Consider the following 25,045-nt stretch of genomic DNA (forward strand, 5'->3'; position numbering starts at 1 on the left):
AGTTCTTCTCTACGTTGATTGCCCTACGTAATAGATCGATGCTTCCCTCCACCCTGCGGTAGGCCATCTCCACCTGGACCCCTGTGGTAGGCTGGGTGGCCGAGACGAGCGTACGCAGGAGTTCTGCGGTATATCCGTCGTACGCTCGTCTCGGCACCAGCCGTAGATCACAGGAGGTCCAGGTGGGATGACCTGCCGCCCCCCATGCCTCAACTCACTCACTCTGGATGCCCGCAGAACAGGGCCTTCCCGCCCTCGTACATGATCACCTTGTACCCTCAAACGCCAGCCGCATCGCGCCAGGATGTGGTCATCCTGACGTCGACTCGGCATGCGCCAGCATAATTTTGATCCGCCAACGTAATTTTGACCCTCTGTTCATTTTTCATCTCCTGTTCCCAGTGTCTCTCGTCGATCTTTCATGCGATAACTCCGCCCATTAATGGCAATCACCTCAGCATGGTGCAGCAGCCTGTCCAGCAGGGCGGCGGCAAGAATCTCGTCTCCAAGCAACTTGCCCCAGTGAGAGAAGACGGTGTTGGAGGTCAGCAGAATCGACCCATGCTCATAGCGCGCCGTGACGAGCTCAAAGAAATGATGCGCCTGCGCGGGTGAGAGTGTGGTGTAGCCGACCTCATCAATCACCAGCACGCTGGGTGTCGTGTAGCGACGCAGCCGCTGGCGCAACAAGGTTGGATAGGAGGCGGTTTCCAGGGCTTCAGCCAGATGCGAGAGCGTCGTAAACAACGCCGAATAGCCCGCCGCCAGGGCTTTGAGCGAGAGCGCAATCGAGAGATGCGTTTTCGTCCATCCATCAGAATGCCCTCCTAAGAGTGAGATTGGTGGCGCGATGTTGTATCATATCGGCGAGAAGCAGCAGCTTCCGCGCGAAGTCGCGCTAAGAGACCAGGATCGTTACGGATCAAGTAGACACGATAGCCAGGGAGACGCTCAATATCCGGCACTTGCAGCTTGCCCTGATAAATCTGCTGGTAGAGCCATTTCTGGCCAACGCCGAGTTCTCGGGTCAAGCCAGGAATGGTCCAGAACCCATCGATCATGGAAACCTTCCGATGCCGATGCAGGGAACTGACCTGGCCATGGTTCTTCCGCAGCTTGTGGATCGTGCCAGGTGTGACAGCTAATCGGCGAGCCGTGTGAAAGCCCTCGGCGGTGAGTTGTGCAGCAATCTCTGGATCAGTCAGTCCCTGCCTGGTCAGTTCATCCAGACGAGCTACCAGTCCCTCGTAGTTGCTCGCATCCGTTTGCCGGTGAATCGGGGGGATCACCTGCACGACCGAAAAGTGCCCGCTGATCCAGACAATTTTGATTTCGATGCGATCGGAGGCCAGCCGGGTGGCAATCACGCGACTGATGAGCGAGCGCAACAAGCGCTTTTTGTGCTCATTGCTGATTTTCCCGCTGGCCCACAACGCTGGTAGCGCAGGCCCAATATGCTCCAGTTGCTGACGTTGCTCTGGCGTCAGGAGAGGAAAGGCAGTGCGATACGCGACTCGCTCGGCCTCTTCCTCCGCCTGGTGCAGGGCCACCAGTTTTTCTTCCCAGGTGTGCTCCAGTGAGGCCGCCACCAGCCGGTTGTCAGGGTCAACCGCCTCATAGCGTCGTCGAGCCAGGTGCGCCTCATACGTGGCGCGCGTCACCTGGTCGCGGTGATACTGCTGGAGCTGTTGCTCTGTTTTCACTTGTTGGGCCAGCAAGGCTTGAAGGGCATCCAATTGCGCCGGGCGCAGCGCATCAAAGAATGCCTGCACCACCACGTCCTCAATTGAGGGACCATCCAGAGACATGCAGGTGACACCTGCATAATGGCGTTTCAAGCCATCACAGAGATAGCGGACATGGGCTTTGTAAGCGACGCGCATGCGATGTCCACACATGCCACAGCACATCAGTCCTTGCAGCAAAGCCTCGCCTTCGCGCGGGGCTCCGTGCGCTCCTCGCATGGCTGCTTGTTTAGCATGAGCCTCCTGGGCATTTTCGGCGAGCCGTGCCTGGTTGCGCAGGTATTGCTCCCAGCTAATGTAGGCAGGATAGACGCCGTGTTGAATCGTCACCCATTCCTCCATGGGCTTGCGTACGACTCCTGAGCCACGATGGCCGGGTCGGCGGAGCAGTGGATTCGTCGGACGGCGCCCGTAGACAAAGGCTCCCGCATACGCTGGATTATGCAGGATCTCAATCAGCATCGATTCGGTGGGCTCCTTCCAGAGGAGTTCTCCTTTGCGCAGTCCACTCGTCTGGTGCCGCGGGAGCAGGATGTGATGGGTTTTGAGGTAGTGGAGCGTCTTCATGGCACTGCCCAGTTCGGCAAAGGTGGAGAAGAGCAGCGCGATGCAGCTCCGGATTTGCTCATCCGGATCGAACTCGGCCTGACCCTGTTCGGTCCGCACCAGACCGGTGGGCAGGTGTTGTACATAGTCGCCGCGCTCAACTTTGCTGAGCCGGCCTGCATTCAGGCGTTGACGCATCATATGCAGCTCCGCTTCGGACATGGTCCCCTTTAACCCGAGCAGCAGACGATCATTGTAACTACGAGGATCATACACCCCTTCGATATCAGCAATCAAGGTCCCCACCACAGCAGCCAGATCCAGGAGCTGGTACCAGTCAGCATTGTTGCGCGCCAGACGCGAGACTTCCCAGCCAAAGATGATGCCCACATGACCCAGCGCGACCTCGGCAGCCAACTCGGTAAAGTCATCACGACCTTCGGTCGTCGTGGCCGTGTGGCCCAGATCGGCGTCGAGCACCACAATGCGGGAAGAGTTCCATCCCAGACTTTGGGCACGCTCCACCAGTGCTCGTTGATTGTGCTGGCTCTCGGTGTTCATCCGTACTTGCTTGGGAGTGGATTGCCGAATGTAGACCACTGCCTTGCGTTCAAGATGGGTGGACGTAATTTTCAGCGAGCGGGGAATGGGCATCATGACTGGCCTCCTCTGCGGTAAGTAAACATTCCTGACACATGGTGACGACCTCCTGGAAGACAGCGGTTTGTTGCGCCGGCGTGAGCGTCGTCCAGACTCGCATCGGCCTGATCTGACGCGGGCGTTGCTCCTTCGGCTGAGCCGGAGGGGCCAATAGCGGTCGAATCGTCATGGGTGGGGCCTCCTTTCCAGCCACCGAACACCAACAAAAACTCCTGCAAGAATTGTTGCAGCGATTCGACCGAAATGGGAAGGGGGTACAAGGTTGCGGGATCGTATGCGAGATTGGTCGCTTCGACAGGCACATGACGCTCCACCGTTGGGCGAATCCAGACAATACAGCAGCGCCCACGATGCGAGGAATGAGCGATCCCCAGGCACGGCAATGTGCGCCCAAAGAGCGGGTGGCGCGGATCGACCACTGTCACCGTCTCCTCGGGGGGTGACATGATCAGATCAATGGGGGTAGTCAGTTGATCGAGTTTTTCCAGTGCCCGGCGGTCCCCAAAAAATGACATTCGTGGCGCTCTGCACAAAGGAGAGGTCGGCCAGTTCCCACAGCAAACGCTCGCAGAGGCCGGGTTGAAAGGAAAAGTCGAACGCCTCCAACGTTTTGACCACAGGCAGATGAGCCGCACTGAGCCGACGCTCTGCTGCACGACGATCCCTCCCTTCGATCTCAGCGGCGATGGCCTGCTTGAGGAATTGCTCATACGTCCATTGCTCCTGCCTGGCGGTCTCAAAGAGTTGAGGCAGCGCTTGCTCCAATTGGGTTAACCCCAACTGCTTCAATTGAGGTTGCATGAGTGCACCTCCAGTCCACACAACTGATCATACTCAGCAAGCGCTCGTGTAAGCACCACCGGGGCGGCACGCTGATGTCCCAACGGTATCGTCCGTTCACGCAACGAGGCAGCAGGGGCCACCGTGCGAAATTGGTCGGGATGGGTGACTGTGTCCTGGGAATGTGGGCGTTTCGCCAGTTCCACCAGGAGTTGTCCAGCCGACCAGACCGAAAGCATGCCGTGGCGCTCACGGACTTGCACGACTGAGCCTGCCACTCGCGCCTCAGAGGGCAAGCCATACAAGACGCCATCGTAGGACACGTAGCCATCCCAGCCCACTTTGCGCTCTTCAGTGGCAAAACGTTCCCAGGCAAAGGCGGCAGGCAAGGGCGAGAGCGGTTCCTGCTCGCGGCGCTCTCTGGGGCGTTCGTGGGTGGTGCGATGCACCCGGCTATTGATACGCTCACACCAGATGTGGGCCTGACGGTTGAGGTCATCGATATCGGTGAAGTTCACTCCCGCCCAGAAGCTCTGCTTGACAAAACCCACTGAGCGCTCGACTTTCCCTTTCGTTTGTGGCGTGTACGGCTTGCAGATCCGTGGGGCGACACCAATGGAGGCCATGAAATCGGCAAAGCGCGCGTTCCAGCGCGGCGTCTTGTCCTCCATTTCCAGCAAAACGCTCTTCATGCGGTCGGTCAAGGCGGCTTTGGGCAATCCACCAAAGTATTCAAACGCTTCCATCAAACACCGGATCATGGTGGGACAATCGCAGCGCTTGACGAAGGTCACAAAGCGCATGCGCGAGTAGCAGAGCACGGCGGTAAAGCCGTAGACCTTGCGGGGCGCTCCCTGCTGCTCATACGTGAACTCGCCCCAGTCAAACTGGACTTGTTCTCCCGGCTCCGTTTCGTAGCGCACGATGGGATAGTGTCCTCCCGCTGGAGGACGCAAGGGATGGACGAAGGCTTTGAGCACGCTCAAGCTCCCAGTGTAGCCCATCTCCAGCAGACGGGGCAACATCGCTTCGCAATTGTAGCAATGATCTTGCTCGGTCCACTGCTTGACCTGTGCTTTGAACGGATCAAGTTTAGAGTGACGATTGGGCCGTGGATGCGGCATCGTGCATAACTCTGGATGGCGCAGATACTTGCGTACGGTATTCCTGGCGATCCCTAGACTGATCGCAATGTCTTGAATCGACTTCCCTTGTGCGGCTAATTCGTGTATCGTATTCACTGTCCTGCTCCTGATCATGGCCGTCTCCTGTAGGAATGGTGAACCACATCTCCTACAGACTACTGCCATATCGGGGGTCGGTCAATTTTAACTGGGCGCAATTATACACCGTCGTTCATAAGGGGAGAGGGGAAGTGGTCGCGCTCAGTCTGTCGTACCAGTTCGTCCATGGTAGAGCGAGCATGACTGAGCTCCCCTCGTGCCTGTTGCAAGCGGGCCTGCGTTGCGTATCCAAGCATGACGGTAATGGGTTCAAGAAAGACCCCTTTCCTCATCGCCTCCATCCCTTTTGCCAGGATGCGCTCAGCCGCTTCCAACTGGTTGTGTTCGCACAGAAGATGACTCCGATTGAGATAATAAAAGGCGCTGGCACCGGAGGAGCGAAACTCCTCGGCCACCGGTTGTAGTTGTTCATAGATGGCAAGCGCCTCGCTGAGCCGACCTTGCAGCGCTCTCAATCGCGCCAGTTGATGAGTGATGCGTAAGCGCCCAAGAGGACCAATGACAGACACCAATCTCATTGCAGCCAACACGGCATCTTCGTTTGAAGAGGTTACATCTCCGCTGAGTTGATAGGCGCGAGCAACATACATGAGTGCCCCGGCTCGCAGAGGAGCCGCGTCTCGCGTCTCTGGCAACAGGGAGAGCGCCCGGCGTGCCAGAGCGATGCTGCCTGCCAGATCATTGGAGGAGAGACTCCTCAGTTCTGCACGACAATATGCTATCCCACCCAGTATCATCTGTACCTGTTCGTCAGGGTGGTCGCAAGATCGGCTGTCTTCAGCATCCCGCAGGCGCGTCTCAGCCTGCTCAAATTGTCTGGCAAAAATGAGTCCCATCGCGCAAATAAGAGAGAGCATTGGGCGCGTACGGACTATTTCCTCGGGAAGCCCTCTTATCCAGTTGAGAACGGTTTGATGCTGACCGCTCAATTCGAGAGCGATTGCCTCTCGTTCAATCAAGCAAACCACACGCTCATCATCTTGAGCTGCCAGCCCATGCTGTACAGCCTCATTCACGAATGCGTGCTCCTCATACCAGATGCTGGCGCGACGATGCAATTCAGATACCATCTCGGGCATTGTGAGCTTCAGGCGATTAGTGAGGACCTCGGCAAAAAGGTGATGATAGCGATACCACTCTCGCTTCTCGTCCAGTGAGACCACAAACAGGTTCGCCCGATCCAGGCTTTCCAGCATCTCCTGACTTGCCCGTTGTCCCATGACGGCATCACAGAGCGGCGCAGAGAGGCGCGGAAGTATCGCCGTGTGCAGGAGGAACGACTGTATCGAGGCCGGTTGCCACGAGAGCACTTCTTCACAGAGATAATCAAGCACGAAACGATGACTGCCGTTGAAGGCAGAAAGAAAGCCTGAGGGATCAGGATGCCCCGCCAGCGCGAGGCCAGCTAGTTGCAGTCCTGCGATCCATCCTTCGGTGCGGCTCTGCAGACTAGTGACGTGCTCTTCTGAGAGCGAGAGACCCATCGTAGACTGAAAAAATGAACGGCTCTCTTCCAGGGAGAAGCGAAGATCGGCTGCTCGCACTTCCAGGATGTGTCCACGTGCCCGCAGGCGGGCGAGCGGCAAAGGAGGGTCTGCTCTCGTGGCGAGGATGAGATGCACCCTTGCGGGCAGGTGCTCGACGAGCGTGGCAAGGGCGCGATGAATGGGTGAAGCTTCGATGACATGGTAGTCATCGAGCACAAGGGCAAGATCCTCTCTTGCGTAGTGCATCAGGTCATTGACAAGCAAGGTCATCACTGTTTCCGGTAGCATGCGCTCTCCCGTCTGGAGCAAGGAGAGGGCGGTCGCGCCCAGACGCAGATCAACAGTCTGCAAGGCAGCGATCAGGGAGGAGAGAAAACAGGTAGGATCATTGTCTTGCGCCTCCAGGGAAAGCCAGGCGATAGACATGGGCGAGAGATGCTTCTGGTCGGTAAGCCATTGGGCAAGCAGGGTCGTCTTGCCGAAGCCAGCAGGTGCCGAAATGAGGGTGAGTCCGCGTTCCCTCCCCTGTTGGAGTTGCTCGACGAGACGGGTGCGCGACACCAACCGGACTCTTGGACGCGGCACCTGAAGCCTGGTTGAGAACAAGAGCGCGAGCTGCGTGGGCAACTCGGAAGGCCGAAGACGATTGTCCTCTGCTTCCACAGCTTTCATCTTTGATCCGTCCACGCTCACACCGCTTGCCCATGGGTTCTGTTCCCGCTCATCGGAGAGCGTTTCGCCAGAAACGTCATCAGGTGGGAAGGTCACTTCACCACTGAGCTGAGCTGCCATCTCCTCCAGGTGCGTGAGCGTGAGGTCTGCTGTCCGTCCCAGATATCTCTTCATGAGCTTGGGACCGACGCGGTTGTAAGCGTACCAATACCCATGGCCCCATTGCCTGGACTCCTTACGCACCGTTAGTTGTCCCTGCCTCCCGCGAAAGGCGAAGGAGGCAATCGTATCGAGCCAGGGAAACCACCCAGGTTCTCCAGGGGTGACCGTGAGGATGGGTCTCTCTCTCTGGTCGTACAGTTCATAGTTCTCATGTTCGACATGCCAGATCAGATGGTATGGGGCGGCTTTTGGCATACTCTCCTCATCGGTTTTTGTTACCCAAGGTCTTCTCTTTTCCCAGGAGTATACACATTGGGTAACAAAAATGCAAGAGATTGTTGCGGTACAAAAAAAGATCCTTTCTGTCAGAGGAAACGGATAGGTTCTTTTCGCCCTGTTGAGCAACGTTCCTCTTCCGACTTTGTGTCCCTCCTATCCATACATGACACAGATGTAGCGGAAAATGGAGAAGGAAGGACCTGGTTCCCCGCACGGTCTATCCGACCTCTTCCTTTCCCGAGAAACATCCGGAACATCTTCCTTCACATATCACTAGACTATCATATCCCTCAAAAGCTAAGCGGACTGAGTACTAGCAATGAGTAACGCGGTATGTAGCTTATGCATATAGTAACTGCTACTCTGCCCTTCATGTGAAGTAGGTGGCCAGCGCGTTGCCTTGCGGCACGTTTCCAACTGCCCCTTCCCAAACCGGACAGGCCAATTTCTCGGCATCCGGCTTTCCAGTGACTACTTTCTCCGTTTTGGGCTTATGTACCCACGAATTGCGCAACGAGATGGACCCTGTAGCAAGCAGAGATAAAAATGTGCCTTTTTGAGAAGGAAGAATCAAGCATTTTCCTTCAAAGGAGGCACATATGACCAGTATCGCCGATGGATCGGTGCGTATCCAGGCCTCTTCCGAGTCCGTTCCCTCGACCCCTTCCTGGTTCGGAGAATCGAACCCAACAAGAAACCCCACTTTTAGACAGGGTATGTGGTGAGGTTACGATAACTGATCCCACTCATGCCCTCTATGGTCAAACCTTCCCGCAGCTTCCTGTACGGATCAATCGCCGCACGCCCCATGTGATGGTGCTGCTGCCAAGCGGGCGGCGGCACATGGTTCCACGCGCTGCCACGAACCTTGAACGCCCAGCAGAGACTGTCTCGCCTCCTTCTCCCTTGCCTTCCATCTCGGTCCGGACTATTCTTCCTCTAGCACGCCTGGTGCAACAACTCAAGCAGGCCAAGGAGGAAAGCCATGCCGAGCAAACAATGTCAACCATTCATCCAACAGCGTCCTGTGTCCGCAGATCCCACGACGATCTTCCAACGGCTTCCCCAGAGCCACCAGCAGCAACTCGCCCATCTGATCGCCGACCTCATTCGACGCCTGCGCACAGCCGCACAAGAGAGGGAGGGCGACCATGAACGCTGAGTCGTTGGCTCTCATGCCGACTACCGAACAGCGGGCGAAGATGGCCTATGTCTACATTCGCCAATCCTCCCTCATGCAAGTCACGCGCCACGCCGAGAGCACCGAACTGCAGTACTCGTTGGTGGAGCGAGCTGTCAAATTGGGATGGCCTCGTGAACGGGTGGAAGTGATTGATGAGGATCTGGGCAAATCAGGGGCCAATGTCTTTTCCCGTGGCGGTTTCCAGTATCTGCTCGCTGAGATTAGTCTGGCTCGTGCAGGCTTAGTGCTCAGCTTCGATGCCTCCCGCCTGGCGCGCAACAATCGCGATTGGTATCAATTGCTGGAAGTCTGCTCCATCTTCGGCACACTGATCGCCGACGGTGAACGACTCTACGATCCACGGCTCTACCACGACCGATTACTGTTGGGATTAACGGGCATGATGAGCGAGGCTGAACTCCACCAGCTCAAACAGCGTATGCTGGCGGGAGCCCGACACAAAGCCGAACGGGGAGAACTGCACCAGGGATTGCCTGTGGGGTTGATTCGCGGGCCTGCTGGAGTTGTGACCTTGAATCCCGACGAAGAGGTGCAGGCGCGCATCCGGCTGGTCTTTGAGAAATTCCGTGAAATCCGCTCGGCCAGCGGCGTGATGCGGTGTCTGAGAGCGGCGCACTTGCCTCTGCCAGCCTGCCCCAGAGTCGGCCCTGCTCCCTATGAGGTGGTCTGGCAACCCGCCCGCACCTCTGCCATTCTCGATATCCTCCACAACCCGGCCTATGCTGGGGCCTATGTCTATGGACGCAAGCAGTTTGACCCGGCACGCCGCACCGCAGGGCATCCATCTGGAGGGCGGATTCTCCAACCCATTGACAAATGGGAGATTTGTTTACACAATAGATATCCAGCGTATATTTCGTGGGACGAATTTGTAGCGAATCAGGCACAATTACGCGCCAATAGCATGAAGTATCGAGAGGAGCAACCCGGCATGGCACGCACAGGCCAAGCGTTATTGCAAGGTATCGTGCGCTGTGGGCGCTGTGGGGCCTTATTCCACCTCCACTACTCTGGGAAGCAGGGTGAATATCCCGAGTATCGGTGTAGCGCCGACCAGAGCCAGTTTGGAGGAACAGACTGCCAACGGGTGCGCGCGCTGGCTCTGGATACCCAGGTTGAACAGCGGTTTCTGGAGGCGCTGCAGCCCGATCAACTGGCGCTCGCGCTCGCGGCCTTGGCGCAATTGGAACAGGAGGAGCAAGTCGAAAGCAAGCAATGGGAGCTGCGCCTGGAGCGTGCGCGCTACCAGGCCAAGCGGGCCGAACGACAATACCAGGCGGTAGAGCCAGAAAACCGCTTGGTGGCTCGCTCGCTGGAGAGGCAGTGGGAAGAGCAACTCCGGGGAGTGGAAACCGTAGAGAAAGAGTATCATGCCTGGAAATCCAGTCGCGGTGGGACCTTTACCCAGGCAGACCGAGAAGCCATTGTAGCCCTGGGCAGCGATTTACCAGCGCTCTGGCACGCCCCGACGACGACGAGTGCTGAGCGCAAGCAGATGTTGCGCCTGGTGATCCGGGAGGTCATCGTCGATAGCAGGCGCATTGGAGGCCAGGTCTGGGCGCAAATCAACTGGCAAACAGGGGCAAGCGAGCAGTTCTGGTACCAACGCCGGATAAGCAGTTATGTCCTCTTCGCCGGTGCCCAAGTGCTTGAGCAACGCGTGCGTGAGCTCAACGCAGCAGGGCTAATGGATGCGCAGATTGCTGCGATATTGGAGGCTGAGGGATATCAGACCCCTGGGCTTGTTCACCCGATTACGAGCAAGATCGTCTGCCACTTACGTCATCAGTGGCAGATCCCCACGGTCAAGCTCAACAAAAATCAGCACAACCTGGCTCAATGGGAAGATGGCTCTTACTCGGTCGAAGGTGCTGCAGCAAAGCTGGATGTGGGCCAGGACACGATTTTCAATTGGCTGAAAACAGGCAGACTCAAAGGCGAACACCTGGCCAGAAGCATGCCCTGGAAAATTTACATGACGGAAGATGATGAAAGACGACTTCACGAATGGCTGCGATGTCAAGGCCGACGTACCAGACGATCAAAAAGGGAGGCATTATGACGTATTCGAGGAAGTCGTGCTGATGGCCGCGCATCTTCAGAAGCACGGTGTCCTGGCCAAGATCAGTGAGCGCGTGCGCTTTGCGCGACGGCGTTTCGGGCACTACGAGGTCATCGATTTTCTTGCCGTCCTCTTCGGCTATGCCATCAGCGGCGAACGCACTCTGGAGGCGTTCTACGAGCGGCTCCTACCCTTTGCCGCTCCGTTCATGGCCTTATTTGACCGGGACCAACTCCCCTCCCGTTCGGCGCTCTCCCGTTTTTTAGCGGCGGTGACGGAGGCACCCGTCGGAGCCCTACGCACGCTCTTTATCGATGATCTGCTCAATCGCCCGATCTCGCACGAGAAGCAAACCGGGGCCTAGTGGATCGAGCGGGAAACGCCTGGATGGTCTTTGATATCGATGGCACGCGTGAGGCGGCTCGGCAACGAGCCTTACCCCAGAGCGACGACCTGCCTCCGCCTTTTCGCCGGTTGGATGACGTTTGTGCTCCTGGCTACCGAGGGCGTAAACGTGGCGAGGTTGTTCGGACGCGCACGACGGTTTCTCAAGCTCACAGCTTCCAGTGGCTCGGTTCGTTTGGCAACCGAGGGAACGGTCGCTACCGGAAAGAATTGCGTAAAGGGCTTGCCGCCATCAGGCGCTATCTCAGTGCGCATCAACTCGACCCTTCGCGCACCCTCCTGCGGCTCGATGGGCAATATGGCACCGGAGCCGCGCTCGCAGATCTGGCGGGCTTCGCGTTTGTGACCAGAGGCCGTGAGTACAGTGTGCTCGATCACCCGCTGATCCAGGCGCGCCTGCACCTGCCCCCTGATCAGCTTCAACAACGGCCGGAAAGCCAGATGGTGCGTAACCTTTACGACTGCCCAGATGTGCCAGTGGGGTCTGAGGGAGTGCGCTGCCGCGTGATCGTCGTCACGCATCCTGCGGACAAAAAGAAAAGTCCCGTTGGGGTCACACGCGCAGGCATTGTCTATGAACTCTTCTTCACCAATTTGCCGCAACAGGCGTTTACGGCCTGTGATGTCGTCGAACTGTATCTGCACCGCGGCGCTTTTGAGCCGCTCCTTTCCGATGAGGACGCCGAACAAGACCCGGATCGCTGGTGCTCGCACTCGGCCTGCGGGCAGGAGTGCTGGCAGGTGATCTCGCAATGGGTGTGGAACCTGCGGCTTGAACTGGGACATCAGCTCGAAGCGCAGCCGTTGCGCACGACCACGTTCGCCCCTGCCATGGTCGGTCGCCCGGAGACAGGGACGAAGCAGGCGCCCGTGCAGGGCTATGGTGCGCCCGCTGTCGCCTTGCCGTGGAAGGCTGGTCGTTTCTCTGGACAGGACTTTGCGCTCCAGCCCGATGGGACGCTGCGTTGTCCTGCTGATCAGAAGCTGATTCCGCATGAGCAACGCAGAGAAGCCGATGGAAGCCTGCGCGTCGTGTATGGTGCCAGCATTCGCAGTTGTCGCCCCTGTCCGCTGCGTGAGCAGTGCCAGTGGCAGGGTAACACCACCAAGAAGCCACGCCAAGTCAGCGTGCTGTTACATCCATTGGGTGTCGGTTCCGCGCCTTTGCTCTGGAAAGATTGGAGTCGGAGGCTTCATCGACGGGTATGCAAGAAAGGACTCGACAGCCAGAACGTCGAGATCCAGGTGAAGCACACTGATCCTCCATCCCCTCCAGAGCAGAAGGCGGTGATCCTTTCTCGGATGCAACGGGCACATTCTCGGCTCACATGGGCAGAGCGGCTAGCTCGTAATGCGCGTCCCCTCACGCCTGGACAGGTAACGATCCGGCTGTTCGGCGTCCCAGAAAGCGTTGCCACCTCGCTCGGCTTGGTGACAGCTTAAATCTCGCCTCGGCTATCTCGGTATTCTCTCTCCTCGGACAGGCTTGCTTCTCCGAGTGCAGGACCATGGCCTCTTTTTGGTCTCTTTTCCCACAAATTGTGCAATGAGGTTCTTGAAGAGTTCACTCCTTCCTCGTCTCCCCGCCTGTGGTCTGCGCTTCCAGCGTCCGCTTCATTGTGGCCGCTCCCTGCTCGACCAGTTCACGAATGATTGCAGTGACCTCATTGGGCAGCAGGTCGGTGATCCAGACGAGCCGACTCTGGTTCTCCCCCGAAGCTAGGACCTGCATGGACGCATTGTGGTGGGTGGTTCGCCCACCAACCGCTGCGTAGACCAACCGCCTCGCCTGGTCGTCAATGGTGACGATCAGTTCGCGAACCACTGCGCCATTAGCAAAGGTCACGATTCTGGCATCTCCGTCGAGGCGCGCATCGATGACGAAGCCAGGGGCGAGGCGCTGGTGGACCGCGCCAACATCGCGAATCGCCGCCCACACGTCCTGGGGGCGAGCCTGGATCAGAATTTCCTTGTGAATAGAAGCCATTCTCTTCTCTCCTGTCTGCTCACTTTTCCTGAGACATATCTTTCCGCGAAACGTTGTACGTTTCGCTACTCAATATATCCTCTCTTGCGGACAGAATCGTTCCTCTATTCATATTCAAGCCTTTCTGCTCTCTTTTTCCATCACTTGCTTTCTCAAACTCGTTGCGCAACCCGTGGGCTTTCCTCCTTCTGAAAACAGCTCTTCACCCCACTTCTCTCGCACATTCACGATTGCTTTCACCATCCTACCCGCATTTTATACACACTAATTCCTACCGAAGTGCCATTTTGGTTCGGATATCGAAAGAGCCGCTCGCGCGCACCAGCACCAATCCCGTATGTTAGTGAAGATGAGTTGCGCATGAAACCAGAGACTTCTCTCCTTTCATCGCCTGCCCCATGTGAAGTCGACTACAGTGATTAAGCCAGGCATCAACCTGTTTTCCCCCAAATCTTGATTGAGAGACTGCCACTGGCAATGAACCGGCTATCGGGACTGATGGCAAGGCTGTAGATAGGACCTGCATGGCCCGGCAAGGTGCGAATAATTTCTTGAGAGCCGTAGAGATTCCATTCCTTGATGGTTTTGTCTTCGCTACTACTGATGATCGTTTGCCATGCGGGATCAAAAGCTACTGAACGGACAGCCCCGGTGTGACCCGTGAAGGTGGAAATGAGCCTCCCGTCATCGGCTCCCCACCATTTCATGGTCCGATCTGCACTCCCACTGATCAGCATCGTTGAGCTGATGGGAAATTGCCCGTCGTTCACCATAGTCAAAGACAGCACGTTCCCGCTATGGCCTTTGAGGGTGTGGAGGAGTTTTCGAGTGTGAGTGTGCCACAAGCGAATCACGCCGCTCTCGTCTCCACTTGCAATGAGCTGCTGATCGGGACTCATGGCAACGCTGTAAAGCGGACTTGGGTGTTTGGTGAAGGACTGCAGAAGTCGTCCTGTTTGCAGATTCCAGCGTCTGACCGTCTTGTCGATACTCGCGCTGACAAGGGTTTCTCCGTCAGTGCTCAGCGCAAGGGAGCGTACTGCATTGACATGGCCTTCAAGAGTGCGCAAGCGTTTCCCGCTGTGAGCATCCCAGAGTTTGATGGTGCTGTCCTGTCCACCACTGACCAGAAGTTGTCCGTTCGGACTCCAGACGAGAGCGAATACCCCGCCGTCATGACCCGTGAGGGTATGCAGCAAGTGGCCGCGCAAAGGATCCCAAAGCTTGATGGTGCCATCGATACTGCCACTGGCAAGGATCTGCCCATCGGGACGAAAGGCAAGGCAACGCACCCAACTCGTATGTCCCTTCAGGGTCTGCAAGACCGCATCTTCTTTCACTTCCTCCGTTAAGATATCCGCGACCAGGGCTAAAAATGCTCTCAGGTCCTCTTCGGAAGCGGATTGACCATGGATGTCCCGCACGTGCTGACTCGGATAGGCAAGTTCTTGTCGAATATCGGCAACGATGCGAGCTAATTGTTCGCGGCTCTCTCGGTTGCGCAACATACTCGCAATATGCTGGGCATCTGCCTGCGGCTTCTGAGAGAAGATCGTGCCGTATAAGACCAGACTGAGGGATCCCCCCCATCTTTCGGTGAGCGATCGACCTGGGAGTTGGGCAAAATGGCGATGACACGTAGAACAGCGATAGAACGTAATCTTTGAGTCGGATTCGGGCAATATATCTAATGGGCAATCTCGACAGGACAAGCAGGTAGCTTTTGACGTCACACTATCTCCTCCTTGAAGGAAGCGGAAGCGCTTCATAACCTTGCATGAGTATATTCACAGGTACATCATAGCATGTTCGATACCTCAATGCGGCTGGTTATTTCTCCTCGTAGCAGAATGAGAGATTACGGTCTTTTTACTTCATGCGTATGGGTGCAGGCTGGAGGTCACCTCCCTACTCACCATTTTCTATGGCGGTGTTATGCGAGATGCGCAGTAGCAGGCCAACTTCATTATCGTTGGCCAGGATTGAGCTGGCTCCATTGCTCAAGAAAGGCAAGGGAATACCCGTTAGCGGCATAAGTTTGAGGTTGCCTCCTGCCATGATCACCAGCCCCGCCAGGATAGTCGTAAGGCCCGCAGCGAGCAGTTGGTTAAAGACACCCGAGGCTTGCATAGCAACACGATAGCCACGATAGACGATCAAGAGGTAGACACCAATAAGCACGAAGAGCCCTATCAGGCCCATGGTTCTGTCAGAATTCGAAGGAGGCATATTTCTACGCCGTTTTGCTACGGGTTACATCTCGTTGCGCAAGTCGTGGGATGTACCATTTTCAGGCATCATACGACGAGGTGTCGCCCGTTATAACCAGACGGGCGATCCCTGGGCCGAATTTCAGCAACTGTCGGAATTCCAGGATATTCGGGAGGATGCCGATTTCCGCCTGACCTGCAGAAGTGCCCGCACCAGCGACACGTCACACGTCTCCAACGTGCCCGCAGCAGGAATGCTCATGCTCCTGCTGCGGGCGATGCCGACCCCCAGGGGAAGGCCATTGGCTCCTCGGCAATCGTGATCATCTGGCCAATCGGTTCGGCCTTGCGATTATACGACGGTTTGATGTCCAGTTTCCGATGATGCTCCTCGATCTCGTCGCGGTGCGCATCCAGGTACGCATTGATCGCCTCTTTGCGGCCACCGACGAGCTTCTGAATGGAGAGCGTGGTAATGTACCACTGCTCTAACGGACGGTGGGCCTCATTCCACTGCATCAGGGTATACACCGCCCGCCGATACCGCTCCGTGCCCGCCTCTGGGACCTTCATGCCCGCCAGTTTCGAGGTTGGCATGGCGGCATAGCGTTCACTATCATGGCGCCGCGTCTGGCTGCGCACATTGCGCGCCTCCCGCTCACCGGCGGCCAGCAAATACGCGAGCAGATCCGCGGCCCCGGTGAGCGCCATCCCTTCCTGTAAGAGCCTCTGCGTCTCCGCTGGCAGGTCCAGCTGCTCCAGGGAGAGGGTTCCAGCCTGCCGCACCCCACTCCCCACAACACTCCTCACCACACGCCCCTGCGCCGGTCCTGCGTGATGGTCCTGCTGTTCATAGACGGCAAAGACCCGGCGCAACAACTCATCATCCTTGATCTCATGGCCCAGTTGGCGGCGCATTCCTTCGCGCAGATCGTCGCCCCAGGCGCGCGTCTGAATCGTCGGCCTGAACACGGAATAGCCCGTCTTATTCTCCGTGGCCGCTTTCTGGCGTCCCTTCGTGGGGGCCACCACCGGCGGCTCCGCATGCATCTTCTCCCGCCATGCCTCGTACTCGCTGCGGAACACATCGAGCACCGTCACGCCCGGCTGCCCTAACTGCACCCCTTGCCGGCCATCAATATTGCCATCGGTATCGGCGATCTTATAATCCGCATAGTTGGCATGGCTGGCATAGTGGTGCCGGATCTGCTCCACCTCCTCCGCCGAGGTGCCCGCTTCGACGCGTGGCTCCAGCACAAAGCGATGGCCCTGGATCTGCGCCATGTAGGTGATGTCGGCGACGGGGGGCGGTGCATACCAGAAGGTGGCAATGCGCGCATACATGCCGCGAAAGTTGTGCACACTCACCTTCTCCCGCGTCGCTCGCACCAACTCCTCCAGATCGCCGTAGGACCGCGCTGCTGCCTCGTTGACCGCCTTGCCATACTTCTGGCTCACCTGCTCGATCTCCAGGCCCGTGCAATCCACCAGGGCACGCAGCCGCTGGACAGCTTCAACCACGAGAAATGCGCGCACCAGCGTGGGAATCTCAGAGCGCCCCGGCTCGCGGCCACGCCCTTTGACCTGCCCCTCAAACCAGACCGTATAAGGTTCCTTGACCGTGAAGGTTCCCGTCTTCATGATCTCGGCCAGACGTCTGCCCGTACACACCGCAATGCCCACCACCAGATCCGCCCACGTCTCTGAAAACAACAACGACATGGCTCGCTCCACCAGGCCGTCCGGGTCCTTGAGAAACACCTGCTGGCTGAGTCGTTCCTGCGTCACGCCCTGATTGCGCGCATTCATCTGCACCCATTCCCCCTCCGACAGGTTGAACACCTTCAGCCCGATATGTTCCCGTTCCCCGGTACGCGGATTCTCCCAGCTATTCTGCTCCGTCACCGGGAGTGCTTTGATCAAGGACCGCACCTGCGTGATCGGTTTGCGTAACGAATCCCCAGCCAGTCCCCGCTGCGTCTTCCACCACTGTAATTCGTGCTCCCACAGCGTGCGCAGCTCAGCCTCCTGAGCCGTGGTCGCGGTCCACAGCACGGGCTCTAACGCCTGAAGCCAGCGATCGCGTACCCATCCTAATATCTGTGCCATCTCGGCCCTCCGTTGTGTGATGCGTACGTTTGCCTTCACCTGCGCCTGTGGCAAGCCCCGACCAGCCTGGCCCACCACAAGCACAACTCCACGTCTGTCTTGTCAGAGTATACTGTGTTACTCCATTCTTGTCAAACAGGAACATATATATGTACCACAAGAACCAAAGCACACGGTCAAACACACGGTCAGGACCCCGAGACGGTGCGCGGAGTTCTCGGCAGCCGCTCAGCAGGAGCGTTCCCAGCCAGCCATGGGTGAGCTCACCCATGGCTGGCTGGGAAAAGGGCATGGCATCATGATGCACTGGACTGCTCCGCTCCATCCACGCGCACGATCATGAGCCGCTGCTGTTCCCAACGCCTCCCAGACGCCTCCCAGAAGCAGAGACCGCCTCCAGAGCGTGTGCCCCAGTCTGCCCTCCAGTCTGCCCCCAGGAAGCCCTTCAGCCCCGCTGTCACGCCTCCAGCATACCAACCCACGCGTGCCACCTTCTCAGGCACCTCCAGCCGCATCTCAACGTGGTGTGCCTCAGCACACGGCGTGCACGCCCACCGTGCGACCGTGCACGTCTCCCACGCCCTGCACCTGGCAGCGTCTCAGGTCACGCTGCCACGGAAAGCCAGCGGTCCACCACAGCGAGAGACCACGTCCCCCAGGAGAGGGAGATCGTGTGTTTGCTGTGGTCACAGCAAACACACGAAAGAGAGAGGCATGCTCTCTGCGGAGCGTATGGAACACGTAGGGGAACAACAAAGGAGAGAGCGGAGAGAGAGCGTATGGAGAAGGAACCTGAAGAAACACCGCATACAGAAAAGCCTGGCTGAGATGGATAGACCCAGAGAGATGGAGCAACTCGAGATGACACCGTTGGGGAGAAAGAAGTGCTGAGCAGAGACACTCGTCAACAAAGGGGATCTACAGGAGTGTTACTCCTGTAGAACACCCCCCAAAATTCGAGGCGTGGAGCGGCTTGACCACGAATTTGTTTGGACGAAATCAATGCATCCGATTCTGGACAGAAAATGGCCGTTCTGAGGGTCATGGCAGCATGAGACACGCGTTCTGAGAGAGCCGAAGATCCCCTGCTTGGTGCGAGTGTCGTGAAGAGGCTGCCTGAATTGCGTCCGCCGTTCGCCGACACGACGCCTTCAGGCTGCTCTTTGGCCAACGCGATCACGGCGCCGCTGACATCCCCAGGCTTCCAGCTGTCTCCTGGCTGGAGTTGGGCCATGAGGGCGAGGAGCGCTGCCGTCCACCCATCGAGCAGGTTGCCCGTTTCCCAGCCTGACGTGGAAGCAGGACGCTGACGTGTGCCTCTGGGAGCGTGCCCATGGTCTGCCAGCACGCTCTCTTCACTTCCCTCTGCTGTGTCGGAGCAGAATCAGACAGACGGCAAGACACAGAGAACAGAGAAGAAAGCAGCGATGGCTGCAAGAACAACGATACTGTCTGAAGAGATTTGATGATTAATTGAGCTGCAAAACAAGCAATAAGGCATAGAAGCGTTTTTTATTTAGCGTTAGGAGAAAAATCGTCCCGCTCTGCTGGCCGTTTCTGGCTTCATGCTGTGATTTGACAATCTCTTCGTCCTTGCCAGTGACACATATGTTGGTTCTTCCGCAGGCTTGATACCGCTGTCGAATCCCCAAAAATCTGACGATAAAGAAAGAGATGAGAAAAAAGAGGAAGACACAACAAGCGAAGAATCACCACAAGGAGAGCATCAATGTCCCTCAAAGCACAAGCCATCGGTCCAGTTCCTCAAGAAACCGCACGCATAGCAGGCGCCGCCTACCCCAAAGGCAATATCTACATGCAGATGCGCACTGTCTTGGGAAGTATCTACACCGATGAAGATTTCGCCGATCTCTTTCCTAAGGAAGGCCAGCCAGCCGAAGCTCCATGGCGATTGGCGCTGGTTACTGTCATGCAATTTGTGGAGAACCTCTCTGATCGGCAAGCGGCAGACGCTGTACGAGGGAGGCTCGATTGGAAGTATCTTCTGGGCTTGGAACTCACGGATCCGGGCTTTGACGCTTCGGTGCTCTCCGAATTTCGTTCACGTCTGATAGATAACCATGCTCAAGAGCTTCTGCTGGAGAAGATGCTCAGCCTCTTTCAGCAAAAAGGCTGGCTCAAAGCACATAGAAGGCAACGGACTGACTCAACCCATGTCTTGGCCAAGATCCGCGCCCTCAACCGGGTACTGTGTGTCTGGGAAACGATGCGCGCGGCCCTCAATAGTCTCGCAGTGGTTGCTCCCGACTGGCTACGAGCTCATAATCACCCAGCGTGGGTGGAACGCTATGGCCCTCGCAGTGAAGATTCGCGCATCCCTGTGGGCGAAGCCGCACGCCTCGCGTTTGCCGAAGAAATTGGGCAGCAGGGAAGGGAGCTGCTCGAAGCCGTGTTTGATCCAACCGCCCCAGAGTGGCTCCGTCACGTTCCAGCTGTTGAGATCATGCGGCAGATGTGGGTGCAAAATTACCAACGTATTGATGATGTCGTGCGCTGGCGTTCTTCTGAGGATATACCTCCATCCTCTCGCTACATCGGTTCTCCCTACGACGAAGAGGCTCATTACAGCAAGAAGAGGAGCACAAGTTGGGTCGGCTACGTGCGCCGTGTCGGTGCAGATGAAATTCCTACACTATGCAGGAGAGGTTGAGAGCAAAACAACCTCTAGGACAATGACTTACTTAGAGGGGAAACCCAAAGAGGACAACAGCATGTCTATAAAGTGGAGAACGAGAGAAGGCATGTATGTCGCTGCTCCGCAAGTCCTGTGCGCATGGTTAGACTGGGACTGTCGAATCTGAGTTCCGCGCGATACCATCCATATCCATCACATCATGCCTGAAGTGATGACGCTGGAATACGCATCAGTTGTAGCCGGATGCGCAATGCTCTCTCCAGCAAGTGGCAGGCAAGGAGCCTGAGAAGGAACGGAAGGGGACCTACACGCACTTAACGTTTCATCTGCGCAAACGCGGGATCCCCTAAGGACCGCGAGGTCTATGGGGACGGAGTCTTCGTAGTAGTGCGCCTCTGTGCCACGAACGTCTCTCCCGCAGGGAAGCGGGTTCACTAGAGCAAGGTGAATAAGACAACGGCTTACCTTCAACCCGAAAGGGAGGGGGGACAATAGCATGCCGGAACAAAGGCCGGTGAAGTTCTAGTCTCAAGAACCAGAGGTCGGTCAGTCAGGCTGTATATGGTGAAAACTGCATTGTTTGAACTTTAGTCACGGCGGAACCGGGTGACAGCCCACAGGAAACGAGACTACTGCCTGTGTCCAACGTGAGTGGGAACGGTACTACTTCCTGCTCAAGCTCTTGTTGGAGCCAGCCCTCATGGAGAGGGAAATGACGAACGAAGCACCTACGTACAGACCGAGATGTTCGGAGGAACTGAGGGATGGCCTAAAGCCTGTAAAGGCCACGGTCACGGAGGAGTCATAGTAGTGCCTCAAGATGAGGGCGAAGGACTCTAGGGAATCAAATTCAATCGAGGAGGGTTGACTTGGACGAGTCACAGAAGACCCTACAGCGACTTGAATGCCTACGAAAACTGAATACAGACCGGGAATGGCTCAATAGCAATCTGTATCGATTGCTCTACAAGGTTGATCTCTACATTGTAGCCTACGAAAGGATGAAATCAGCCCCAGGAAATATAACCCCTGGATCAGATGGAAAAACCATCGACGGTTTTTCACTTCAAGCGATCCAACAAATCATCCAAGAGATGCGAACGGAGCAATTCCAGTTCAAACCGGTTCGCACCGTCTACATCCCCAAACCCAATGGAAAAATGCGGAAACTGGGTATCCCTTCTACACGGGATAAGGTGGTACAAGAGGTGATTCGTCTGATCCTCGAATGTATCTACGATAGCCCACACGGCCCCTACTTCCACGAAGCCAGCCACGGCTTCCGACCGGGTCGAAGTTGCCATACTGCCCTCCGAGAGATTCGCGGGAAATGGCCTGCGACGAATTGGTTCCTAGAAGGCGATATCTCCGACTGTTTCGGAAGCATCGAGCATGGAGTGCTCGTCGGCCTGCTTCGTAAGAAGATCCGAGACGAACGTTTCCTCAATCTCATCTGGAAACTGCTTCGGGCAGGATACCTGGACCTGCAAGAAGCAAGACATGATAGTCTGGCAGGAACCCCTCAGGGGGGAATTGCCAGCCCAATATTAGCGAACGTATATCTCCATGAATTAGATGAAAAAGTCGAAGGGATACGCGCACGCTTAGAACGAGGGAAAAAGAAACGGAAGAATCCGCTTTACCACAATCTGGTAGAACGCAAAAGACGACTACAAAAGAAAGGAGGAGGACACACCAAAGCCTACCGCGAACTGGTGAGGCAGATGAGGAGTATGCCAGCAGTCGAGGTCAACGACCCCGATTTCATTCGGGTCAAATACCTGAGGTATGCCGATGATTGGTTGGTGGGTATATGTGGTCCACGAACGCTGGCAGAACAAGTAAAGGAAGAACTCAAGTCCTTCTTGCGTGACCATCTCAAGCTCACGCTGAGCGAGGAAAAGACTCGTATCACCCATGCACGAGAAGAACAAGCTCAGTTTTTGGGAACGCAACTCTTCATTGGTAGAGGAGGAATCCAAAGAGTCGTCACGATCAACAATGGTCTGAGCAAACCATTCAAACGACGGTCAACGGGTTCAGAGATCATCATGGAAGCCCCAACCCACAAACTTATCAAAAAATTGGAGAGCAAAGGGTTCTGTACGGCAAAAGGGATACCTACGACGAAAAAGGCGTGGATCGCCCTCGATCCGGATCAAATCGTTCAACTCTACAATGGAATTAACCGGGGCCTTCAAAATTACTACCGGTTCGCTGACAACTTTCAGCACTTCATGAGAATTCAATATATTCTCCAATACTCGCTTGCAAAAACCCTGGCAGCGAAGTACCGATACTCCGTGAGACGCATCTACAAGAGATTTGGCAAAACGATCACGATCCCTGTGAAAATCAAGGACAAACCAGACCGCAAGGTATCGTTTTATGTCAACCATGATTGGAAAAAACAACGAAACGGGTTCCAGGTCGGGAATGCCAAAATTGACCTCTTGCTGTGGACAATCACGATGCGAACGCGTTCAAAATTAGGGAAAGCGTGCTGTGTATGCAACGATCCCTTACAGGTGGAAATGCACCATGTCCGCCATATTCGCAAGACGGGAGCAAAACCACCAACAGGATTTAATGCCATTTTGCAAGCACTCAACCGAAAGCAACTCCCAGTTTGTAGATCATGTCACCAGAAGATTCATCGCGGCGAATATGACGGGATGCGTCTTACTGACTTGGCGTACAACCCATACGCCTCAGAAAAACGTAGGTGATTTCGTGAGAGCGTAGTGCATCGAAAGGGTGCATGCTGCGTTCGGAGGGGAGGGGTTGGTGTTCCTGAGTCATCAGGACCCGGCCTCTTACCCTACGTCGGACGTAAGCATTTGCCCTCCAATATGAGCACTGATACATATTGTACCTGGGCACCCCACTCCCCATCTAGCGTATCAACGTAGAATGTTGTAAATAACAACTCTGGTAAATGAACTCTTCTGAGCAACGACATTTGAAAGAGCGAAGGCCCTGGTGTCGTCCAGGGCCTTTCTCATTGCCGCGCAAAAGAAAAGCCCGGCGCAGAGGTTCACCAGGCTTTCTGGAGATGCATCGGGTTTCCCCATTCATCTCTGTGGCAATAAACCGGTTTGTGCATACCATTAAGGTAGCTTCGCCATAGCGGCTGAGTGCAATAGCCTACTGGTCCGCAAGAGGCAAATATTGGCTTACCCGGCTTTTTACGGAGGCAGGTTACAATCTCTGTATCGCTAGCACTCATCAAGCCTTCACTTGACCGGCATTCACCTTACTGAGCCGAGCCAGCTGGACGACACCACGCCATCGTGGCCCTACATGGCCTCCGTCAGCCCAACGCCCCCATCCAGCCGGCGATAGCCCGCCCGACTTCGTCCGGCGAATCTTCCTGGACGAAATGGATCCCCGACACCTTGTTCTCGGTCAGCGCGGGCCACCCGCGGACGAGGTTGACCAGTGTATCGTTGGCGAGGATCGCACCTGGCTCAGCCTTCAGGAACAGCTTAGGCACATTGCTCGTCCCCAGCCAGTCCGCGTAATCAGCCGCGATCGCAGTCACATCGGCGGGCTCGCCCTCGATGGGGATTTCCCGGGGCCACGTCAGCGTTGGCCGTCGCCCCTCGCCGGGCTCGGCGAACGGCCGTCGGTATTCCGCCATCTCCTCGTCGGAGAGGGTGCGCAGGACGGCCTTCGGCAGGATCTGCTCGACGAAGAAGTTGTCTCGCAGGACCATATCCTCGCCGGCCTCCGAACGCAGCGCCTCCAAGGCTTGACGCATTCCCATCTTGTCCCAGTGGTCCGGGCCCTGCGGCGCCACGATCGCCTCCATGAACGCGATTCCCTTCACAGCCTCGCGGTGGCGATTGGCCCAGTCGAAGCCGAGGGCCGAGCCCCAGTCATGGACGACGAGGATGACCCGCTCGCGCACGTCCAAGGCCTCGAGCAAAGCGTCGAGGTAGCGGCGGTGCTCAACGAAGCGATACGAGCCGGGGCCGCTGTCAGGCAGCTTGTCGGAGTCGCCCATGCCGATCAGGTCGGGGGCGATGCAGCGGCCTCGTGGCTGCAGGTGCGGCAGCACGTTGCGCCAGAGGTACGACGAGGTGGGATTGCCGTGCAGCAGCACGATGGGGTCGCCCTCTCCCACCTCCACGTACGCCATCTCGAGGCCCTGGACCCGCCGCCGCTGTTTTTGGTACGGAAATGCCGCAGAGATCATGTTGGCTTCTCCTTCTTTCTTTGGAGTAAATGCAGGTTAGGGGCGTGGAAAGAGGCGGACAGTGGAGCTTTTTGGTATCGCTGTCCACCTCCCCATGCCATGAGCTTGGACTATTTTTCAGGTCCTTCACGCTTTGGCACCCTCATGGTAATTTAACTCAAGGGTGGTCAGATTTTGAGCTGAAGGATGGAAAATTGACGCGAATCATGAGAATCATCGTGAAGCCGCCTCTTCATCCTCGCTACATCTGGTTCCCTTCCACGCCAGACGTGTAAATTCGTCGCCTGGCATTGCGGAGCGTAGGGGCAACGTGTGTCACACGAACATGGAAGTGAGCTTCCAGTATTCACGCTCCACGAAGAATGGCGAGTTCCCCACTATCAATAGAAGTATGGACACTTCCATTCTGCACTTGAGGTGCAAGCTGAACACCGCATGTTTCACCTGACCTTCACCTCACCGTCCCGATCATCCACCACAACCCATACAACCCATTGTGCTCGGTTCGTGCCAAGCATGAGGGGCCTCATTTACAAGATATCGATGGAAGAAGCCGTAGCGGGGGCGGCATAGCCTGGAGACGAAGCCCCGATTTCCAACATTCAGTGCAAATTCCCACCCTTCGATGTAAAATCG

The 25,045-nt window shown here is 56.5% G+C and carries 21 protein-coding genes; 8 read left to right on the forward strand and 13 right to left on the reverse strand.

What is annotated here, in order from left to right:
- Nucleotides 1-378: 378 nt before the first annotated feature.
- The 6 genes from JMI88_RS25315 to JMI88_RS25340 all read right to left on the reverse strand — a co-directional run bounded on the left by JMI88_RS25315 (nt 379) and on the right by JMI88_RS25340 (nt 7,551).
- Nucleotides 379-852, reverse strand: coding sequence for an ATP-binding protein (locus tag JMI88_RS25315; RefSeq protein WP_201364766.1), 474 nt, complete (start codon nt 850-852; stop codon nt 379-381).
- Complete coding sequence (locus JMI88_RS25320) at nt 828-2,948, reverse strand: recombinase family protein (protein ID WP_201364738.1); 2,121 nt, start codon at nt 2,946-2,948, stop codon at nt 828-830. Before JMI88_RS25320 ends, JMI88_RS25315 begins: the two co-directional genes overlap by 25 nt.
- On the reverse strand, nt 2,945-3,466 hold the full coding sequence (locus JMI88_RS25325) for a hypothetical protein (protein ID WP_201364739.1): 522 nt from the start codon (nt 3,464-3,466) through the stop codon (nt 2,945-2,947). The genes JMI88_RS25320 and JMI88_RS25325 overlap by 4 nt, the downstream gene beginning before the upstream one ends.
- Nucleotides 3,405-3,752 (reverse strand): ATP-binding protein, encoded by a 348-nt coding sequence (locus tag JMI88_RS25330; RefSeq protein ID WP_201364740.1) that lies wholly within the window; start codon nt 3,750-3,752, stop codon nt 3,405-3,407. Before JMI88_RS25330 ends, JMI88_RS25325 begins: the two co-directional genes overlap by 62 nt.
- Nucleotides 3,737-4,972: an IS21 family transposase gene (gene istA, locus JMI88_RS25335; protein ID WP_201364741.1), complete on the reverse strand. Its 1,236-nt coding sequence runs from the start codon at nt 4,970-4,972 to the stop codon at nt 3,737-3,739. Before istA ends, JMI88_RS25330 begins: the two co-directional genes overlap by 16 nt.
- Before the next feature lie 101 nt (nt 4,973-5,073).
- Complete coding sequence (locus JMI88_RS25340) at nt 5,074-7,551, reverse strand: winged helix-turn-helix domain-containing protein (RefSeq protein ID WP_201364742.1); 2,478 nt, start codon at nt 7,549-7,551, stop codon at nt 5,074-5,076.
- Nucleotides 7,552-8,174: 623 nt separating this feature from the next.
- On the opposite strand from JMI88_RS25340, the gene JMI88_RS40220 reads away from it, so the two are divergent.
- From JMI88_RS40220 to JMI88_RS25360, 5 genes are all read left to right on the forward strand, one after another.
- On the forward strand, nt 8,175-8,300 hold the full coding sequence (locus JMI88_RS40220; RefSeq protein WP_268906016.1) for a hypothetical protein: 126 nt from the start codon (nt 8,175-8,177) through the stop codon (nt 8,298-8,300).
- A 260-nt stretch (nt 8,301-8,560) separates the two neighbouring features.
- Nucleotides 8,561-8,737, forward strand: a complete 177-nt coding sequence (locus tag JMI88_RS25345) for a hypothetical protein (protein ID WP_201360191.1) — start codon at nt 8,561-8,563, stop codon at nt 8,735-8,737.
- Entirely contained in the window at nt 8,727-10,841 is a 2,115-nt protein-coding gene (locus JMI88_RS25350) for a recombinase family protein (RefSeq protein WP_201364743.1), read from the forward strand. The genes JMI88_RS25345 and JMI88_RS25350 overlap by 11 nt, the downstream gene beginning before the upstream one ends.
- A 22-nt stretch (nt 10,842-10,863) precedes the next feature.
- Nucleotides 10,864-11,205, forward strand: a complete 342-nt coding sequence (locus tag JMI88_RS25355; RefSeq protein ID WP_201364744.1) for a hypothetical protein — start codon at nt 10,864-10,866, stop codon at nt 11,203-11,205.
- Complete coding sequence (locus JMI88_RS25360; RefSeq protein ID WP_236023062.1) at nt 11,205-12,689, forward strand: hypothetical protein; 1,485 nt, start codon at nt 11,205-11,207, stop codon at nt 12,687-12,689. The genes JMI88_RS25355 and JMI88_RS25360 overlap by 1 nt, the downstream gene beginning before the upstream one ends.
- A gap of 121 nt (nt 12,690-12,810) precedes the next feature.
- Here JMI88_RS25360 and JMI88_RS25365 read toward each other — a convergent pair whose 3' ends face one another.
- From JMI88_RS25365 to JMI88_RS25375, 3 genes are all read right to left on the reverse strand, one after another.
- A complete protein-coding gene (locus tag JMI88_RS25365; protein ID WP_201364745.1) occupies nt 12,811-13,233 on the reverse strand; it encodes an SRPBCC family protein in 423 nt (140 codons plus the stop codon).
- Between the two features lie 431 nt (nt 13,234-13,664).
- Entirely contained in the window at nt 13,665-14,966 is a 1,302-nt protein-coding gene (locus JMI88_RS25370; protein WP_201364746.1) for a WD40 repeat domain-containing protein, read from the reverse strand.
- Nucleotides 14,967-15,141: 175 nt separating this feature from the next.
- Nucleotides 15,142-15,414, reverse strand: coding sequence for an FtsW/RodA/SpoVE family cell cycle protein (locus JMI88_RS25375; protein WP_236023063.1), 273 nt, complete (start codon nt 15,412-15,414; stop codon nt 15,142-15,144).
- Nucleotides 15,415-15,433: 19 nt separating this feature from the next.
- Between JMI88_RS25375 and JMI88_RS25380 the strand changes: the two genes are divergently transcribed.
- On the forward strand, nt 15,434-15,766 hold the full coding sequence (locus JMI88_RS25380; protein ID WP_201364747.1) for a hypothetical protein: 333 nt from the start codon (nt 15,434-15,436) through the stop codon (nt 15,764-15,766).
- Here the strand turns inward: JMI88_RS25380 and JMI88_RS25385 are convergent.
- The 3 genes from JMI88_RS25385 to JMI88_RS25395 all read right to left on the reverse strand — a co-directional run bounded on the left by JMI88_RS25385 (nt 15,702) and on the right by JMI88_RS25395 (nt 18,900).
- On the reverse strand, nt 15,702-17,552 hold the full coding sequence (locus JMI88_RS25385) for a protelomerase family protein (RefSeq protein ID WP_201364748.1): 1,851 nt from the start codon (nt 17,550-17,552) through the stop codon (nt 15,702-15,704). The genes JMI88_RS25380 and JMI88_RS25385 overlap by 65 nt on opposite strands.
- Before the next feature lie 296 nt (nt 17,553-17,848).
- A complete protein-coding gene (locus JMI88_RS25390; protein WP_201364749.1) occupies nt 17,849-18,067 on the reverse strand; it encodes a hypothetical protein in 219 nt (72 codons plus the stop codon).
- Nucleotides 18,068-18,456: 389 nt separating this feature from the next.
- A complete protein-coding gene (locus tag JMI88_RS25395) occupies nt 18,457-18,900 on the reverse strand; it encodes a hypothetical protein (RefSeq protein ID WP_201364750.1) in 444 nt (147 codons plus the stop codon).
- A 381-nt stretch (nt 18,901-19,281) separates the two neighbouring features.
- On the opposite strand from JMI88_RS25395, the gene JMI88_RS25400 reads away from it, so the two are divergent.
- Together JMI88_RS25400 and JMI88_RS25405 are read left to right on the forward strand one after the other, a co-directional pair.
- Nucleotides 19,282-20,223 carry a transposase gene (locus JMI88_RS25400; RefSeq protein WP_201364751.1) on the forward strand — a complete coding sequence of 314 codons (942 nt, stop codon included), beginning with the start codon at nt 19,282-19,284 and terminating at the stop codon, nt 20,221-20,223.
- An 854-nt stretch (nt 20,224-21,077) separates the two neighbouring features.
- Nucleotides 21,078-22,937: a reverse transcriptase/maturase family protein gene (locus tag JMI88_RS25405; RefSeq protein WP_201360246.1), complete on the forward strand. Its 1,860-nt coding sequence runs from the start codon at nt 21,078-21,080 to the stop codon at nt 22,935-22,937.
- 584 nt (nt 22,938-23,521) lie between these two features.
- Here JMI88_RS25405 and JMI88_RS25410 read toward each other — a convergent pair.
- A complete protein-coding gene (locus JMI88_RS25410; protein ID WP_201364752.1) occupies nt 23,522-24,409 on the reverse strand; it encodes a haloalkane dehalogenase in 888 nt (295 codons plus the stop codon).
- Nucleotides 24,410-25,045: the final 636 nt, after the last annotated feature.

The sequence above is a fragment of the Dictyobacter formicarum genome (assembly GCF_016587435.1).

What these genes read in the sequence shown, in the direction of transcription:
- JMI88_RS25320 (WP_201364738.1), bottom strand. Translation starts at nt 2,948, where the DNA reads ATGATGCCCATTCCCCGCTCGCTGAAAATTACGTCCACCCATCTTGAA.
- JMI88_RS25325 (WP_201364739.1), bottom strand. Translation starts at nt 3,466, where the DNA reads ATGTCATTTTTTGGGGACCGCCGGGCACTGGAAAAACTCGATCAACTG.
- JMI88_RS25330 (WP_201364740.1), bottom strand. Translation starts at nt 3,752, where the DNA reads ATGCAACCTCAATTGAAGCAGTTGGGGTTAACCCAATTGGAGCAAGCG.
- JMI88_RS25340 (WP_201364742.1), bottom strand. Translation starts at nt 7,551, where the DNA reads ATGCCAAAAGCCGCCCCATACCATCTGATCTGGCATGTCGAACATGAG.
- JMI88_RS40220 (WP_268906016.1), top strand. Translation starts at nt 8,175, where the DNA reads ATGACCAGTATCGCCGATGGATCGGTGCGTATCCAGGCCTCTTCCGAG.
- JMI88_RS25345 (WP_201360191.1), top strand. Translation starts at nt 8,561, where the DNA reads ATGCCGAGCAAACAATGTCAACCATTCATCCAACAGCGTCCTGTGTCC.
- JMI88_RS25350 (WP_201364743.1), top strand. Translation starts at nt 8,727, where the DNA reads ATGAACGCTGAGTCGTTGGCTCTCATGCCGACTACCGAACAGCGGGCG.
- JMI88_RS25355 (WP_201364744.1), top strand. Translation starts at nt 10,864, where the DNA reads ATGGCCGCGCATCTTCAGAAGCACGGTGTCCTGGCCAAGATCAGTGAG.
- JMI88_RS25365 (WP_201364745.1), bottom strand. Translation starts at nt 13,233, where the DNA reads ATGGCTTCTATTCACAAGGAAATTCTGATCCAGGCTCGCCCCCAGGAC.
- JMI88_RS25380 (WP_201364747.1), top strand. Translation starts at nt 15,434, where the DNA reads ATGGTTCTGTCAGAATTCGAAGGAGGCATATTTCTACGCCGTTTTGCT.
- JMI88_RS25385 (WP_201364748.1), bottom strand. Translation starts at nt 17,552, where the DNA reads ATGGCACAGATATTAGGATGGGTACGCGATCGCTGGCTTCAGGCGTTA.
- JMI88_RS25390 (WP_201364749.1), bottom strand. Translation starts at nt 18,067, where the DNA reads ATGCGGCTGGAGGTGCCTGAGAAGGTGGCACGCGTGGGTTGGTATGCT.
- JMI88_RS25400 (WP_201364751.1), top strand. Translation starts at nt 19,282, where the DNA reads ATGTCCCTCAAAGCACAAGCCATCGGTCCAGTTCCTCAAGAAACCGCA.
- JMI88_RS25410 (WP_201364752.1), bottom strand. Translation starts at nt 24,409, where the DNA reads ATGATCTCTGCGGCATTTCCGTACCAAAAACAGCGGCGGCGGGTCCAG.